General features: G+C 52.1%; 3 protein-coding genes. All 3 read left to right on the forward strand.

What is annotated here, in order from left to right; translation table 11 throughout:
- Positions 1-243 precede the first annotated feature (243 nt).
- On the forward strand, positions 244-1,776 hold the full coding sequence (locus ACETWG_07780; GenBank protein ID MFB0516488.1) for an N-acetylmuramoyl-L-alanine amidase: 1,533 nt from the start codon (positions 244-246) through the stop codon (positions 1,774-1,776).
- Positions 1,777-1,934: 158 nt separating this feature from the next.
- Positions 1,935-3,146, forward strand: a complete 1,212-nt coding sequence (locus tag ACETWG_07785; GenBank protein ID MFB0516489.1) for a folylpolyglutamate synthase/dihydrofolate synthase family protein — start codon at positions 1,935-1,937, stop codon at positions 3,144-3,146.
- A gap of 497 nt (positions 3,147-3,643) precedes the next feature.
- Positions 3,644-4,651: transcription termination factor Rho (rho, locus tag ACETWG_07790; GenBank protein ID MFB0516490.1), on the forward strand; the 1,008-nt coding region annotated here is incomplete at its 3' end.

Consider the following 4,651-nt stretch of genomic DNA (forward strand, 5'->3'; position numbering starts at 1 on the left):
CGCTGGCCGGACACGGTATCCGCCTACACGGGAGATTAAAACTGCCACTGGGAAAGGGACTGATTGTGTTGCGGATAGCTCAGCAGTGGTGGCGAACCGATACCGAAGAAACAGCGCTGCAGGAACGTTTGCAGGTGGGCCTCCAGTTGGATATTGCACTCTAAGCAATACCCTTCTAAGTTTCTGAGGAAAGCGCAATTGCCGGACGATTGAATAATCAGGACAAAGAGTCTGGAAGGTACCTTGAAATATAGCGTCTATCGCGGATACACGGCCTGCCTGTTAGGACGGTTGCTGCTACCCATCGCGCTTCTGCCCGTCATTCTAGCGGCCGATGAGATACGAGTGGTGTTCCCCAATCAGCCGGAGCGAAGAGACGTGCTGCGTACTTTCTTCCTTGGCAACGTCGAGTATCTCAGCAGCCAGGAGCTGGCTACCATTTACTCAGTGAACACTTATATCAATGACAACGTCAACAAACTGGTACTTTATTTCTGGGATGGCGAGGTCAAAATAACTGCTTTCTCGTCATTCGTGGTAGTGAATGAACAAGCCCTCCAAATGCCGCTACCGACCTACTTTGATGGGAAGGAGTACTTCGTGCCCGCCAGGGCATTCTTCTCGGTGTTGGCTGCCACTGTTTTACCGGAGGCACGGTATGACGAGGTCCGGCGAACCTTTGTGAGCTCTGTGCTGCATTCCACCTTCAACATCCATTCAGCCCAGGTTGAATCCAAACAAAACGGTACCCTTATCCGGGTGCGGACCAGCAAACAATTCGACACCCGCAATGTGGTCCGATATATAACTGACAATGGTTGGCTGGTGGTGCAGGTACCTGAGGGTCGGGTGGATACTCTGGGACTGAGCCGTTCCACCTTAGGAGGTATCATCCGAAAAGCATGGGGACGCCAGCTGGAGAGATCCGCTGAGCTGCGGTTCAAGCTTACCGATAAGATTATTTTGCCGGAAGTATACCAAGTGGAGGGGAGCACGGAGCTGCATATCGCTATCCGCAATCCAACCCGCCGTAAGAGCGACCGGACCAGGGAAATGCGGGAGCAGTGGTACCTGGACACAATTGTTATCGATCCCGGGCATGGCGGGATAGATGCCGGCACGGTTGGACGGAGTGAACTAATGGAAAAGACGGTCACGCTAGATGTGGCCCAACGCCTGGGACGCCTAATTAAGCGCAAGTCGAATATGAGGGTAGTCTATACCCGGGACGAAGACGTGTTTGTCCCGCTCTGGCAGCGGACCAAGATTGCTAACGAGGCGGGAGGGAAGCTCTTCATCTCCATCCACGTGAACGGTGTGAAGAGCCGGTACGCCCATGGCTTCGAAACCTGGCTTCTGGCACCCGCCAACACGCAGGAAGCCATCGAGGTCGCCCGACTAGAAAACAGTGTTATCGCCCTGGAAGAGTCGAACCATGCTTATCAGGAATTCTCCGATGAGGCCCTGATCCTCTCCACCATGGCCCAAAGCGTGTGGATGAAGGAGAGCGAAGCTCTGGCTGGGATCATTCAGGAGCAACTAAGTAAAGGACTGGACGCCCCTAATCGCGGAGTAAAGCAGGCCGGGTTTTTGGTGATGATCGGCGCTACCATGCCTAATGTCCTGGTGGAAACTGGTTTTATCAGCAACCGAATCGAGGAACAGAAGCTTGCCCAAAATGAATATCGCCAACACATAGCCGAGGGACTCTTCAGCGCGATCATGATCTTCAAGGAAAAATACGAGGGGGCCATGCTGGCAGAGCAAGGGGATTAACCTGTCACGCAGCTCACAATCTGCCTATCTGACTCTGCTCCCTCTCACACTTGCTTTCACCTGCGGTTGGATTTTTACCTACACTTCCGAAGCAATACCCAAGGGGCATACGACACCTGGCAACAATAAGCAGTCTGCCTAGCACCCCAGTCAATACCATGCACACTCTCCTGAAGTACCTGTTTAACCTGGAACGAAGGGGTATCAAGTTGGGGCTTGATTCGACGCGGGAATTGCTAAAGCGGTGTGGAAATCCACATCAGGGTTTCCCCATCGTTCAGATAGCGGGAACCAACGGCAAAGGCTCCACCGCTGCTATGACAGCCCACATCCTCTTTAAACATGGTCGGAGGGTGGGGTTATACACATCCCCTCATCTGTGTCGATTTAATGAGCGCATCCGGATCGATGGTATCACAATTGCAGACAGCTATATTATCCAATGGGTGAAGGAACACAAGCGAGATTTGGAGGAGATCTCGGCCACTTTCTTTGAGGCCACAACGACGATGGCACTGAACTACTTTTATGATCGTGGGGTGGATGTGGCTATTCTGGAGACCGGACTGGGTGGCCGCCTGGATGCCACCACCGCAACTGATCCAGATTGGACAGCTCTCACACCGATTGCCTTAGACCATAGCGATATGCTGGGAGATAGCGTGGAGATGATTGCCCGGGAGAAGGCCGGGATCATGAAGGCGGGGGTGCCGTGTTTCTCAGCTCCCCAAACCCCAGCGGTACAGCAGGTGATAGAATCTGAGGCTGAGCATGTCGGCACGTCGGTCATCTTTTTGGATGAGGATATATCCATCCCTCAACCTCACAAGCTTCCCGGGCATCACCAGCACACCAACGCCATCCTGGCCTGGAACCTGGCACAGGCAATCCTCGCGCATAACTTCGATCCCAGCATTGCCAGGAAAGCCATAATAGCTGCTTTCTGGCCTGGCAGGTATCAACAGCTCCAAGAGAGGCCAAAAGTCATCTACGACGTTGCACACAATCCTCACGGGGCGGCCGCTTTCCTAGAAACAATGGCCGGGGAGCCTACCACTAACCGTAAGTGGCTGGTATTAGCCATACAGCAGGGTAAAAAGGTGGATCAGATGCTTGAGATGCTGCTGCCCAGATTTGAGACCGTGGTGCTCACCCAGACCGACATACGCCACTTTGTCCCCGTCCACGACCTAGCCCACCAGGTAGGGACTTCCTTTCTTAACCTCGAAATTGAGGCAAATCCGGTTGCAGCTATACAGCGGGCTGTTAACGAGGCAACCGAGAAAGACTTCGTGGCCATTCTGGGCTCCCATTACCTTGGCCCGGCAGTTGCACAGGTGTTTAAAATTTCATTTGACATACTTTATTAATTAAATAAACTTAAACCACTAATCTTGATTCGCTGACACGGTTTTTCCAGCCATATTGTCAAACTCTTGTCCCTTGAGTCATTTCCTAACGTGTCGCGGTAATTCGCTAAGTGTTGCAGTTATGGTCTTAGCCGGAATTAGAATCAATGTAACAACCAACGGGAACTTTGGGGCCGGAATTTCATTTCAGGTATTGGGAGCAGGCGTCTAATTATTTGAATAGAGACTAAACAGCATTAATAACTAACCGACTCATATTTTCGCAAAACTGATCTGTCCAGAAAATGGTGTGAGTCCACCTGATGCAGCATTGATGGCCTGTGTGGACAAGATGAACTGCTGCAATCCACTAGAAAAACATTGCGGTTATTCCGTATGCACTTTTGGGACACAATTCTTGCTGGACATTGCGATAACAGAAAAGAAACCTTGACGGTTGCCGCCGTCTTCATAGTACCAGATTTAATTGAGAAACCTTGATGGTAGAGGGACCAATCATGGACATTAGTGAACTGCAATCATTGCGGGTTAAAGATCTCACCAAATTAGCCCAAGAGCTGGAGGTCAGCGACTACTCCGGCCTGAAAAAACACGACCTGATCCTGAAAATTCTAGAAACCCAGGCTCAGCGGCAGGGTAATGTTTACGCCCGCGGCGTTTTGGAGATCATGCCGGATGGCTATGGGTTTCTACGTTCCCCCGATTTCAATTACCTCCCCGGTCCTGATGACATTTATGTCTCGCCCTCGCAGATCAAACGGTTTGGGTTGCGAACCGGGCACTTAATCAGCGGTCAGGTGCGGCCGCCAAAAGAAAACGAACGCTTTTTCGCCCTCCTCCGAGTGGACGCAGTGAATGGCATCGGCCCGGAAGAGATCAAAGCATTTCCCCACTTTGTGGACCTAATACCTCAATTCCCTGATGAACATCTCATCCTGGAGACCACATCAAAAGAAGTCTGCACCCGTATCATTGATCTAGTGGCTCCCATTGGTAAAGGGCAACGCGGCCTTATCCCCGCACAGCCCAAGACGGGGAAAACCATTCTTTTGCAAAAGATCGCCAATGCTATTACCCAGAACAGCCCGGACATTTACCTGATCATCCTGCTCATCGACGAGCGTCCTGAGGAAGTAACGGAGATGAAGCGGAGTGTCAACGCGGAGGTGATCTCTTCCACTTTCGACGAACCAGCCGAGCGGCATGTACAGGTCGCGGAGATGGTATTGCAGCGTGCCCGCCGTATGGTGGAAGTAGGCAAGGACGTCATGATCCTGCTGGACTCGATCACCCGTCTCGCTCGGGCACATAATACCGTCATACCCCATAGCGGCAAGATCCTGTCCGGCGGTGTGGATGCCAACGCCTTGCAAAAGCCCAAGCGTTTCTTCGGCTCCGCCCGCAACATCGACGAGGGCGGTAGTCTGACCATTATAGCAACTGCTCTGATCGATACGGGCAGTCGCATGGACGATGTAATCTTCGAGGAATTTAAAGGCACCGGC

Source organism: Candidatus Neomarinimicrobiota bacterium, assembly GCA_041862535.1.
Lineage (GTDB): Bacteria > Fidelibacterota > Marinisomatia > SCGC-AAA003-L08 > TS1B11.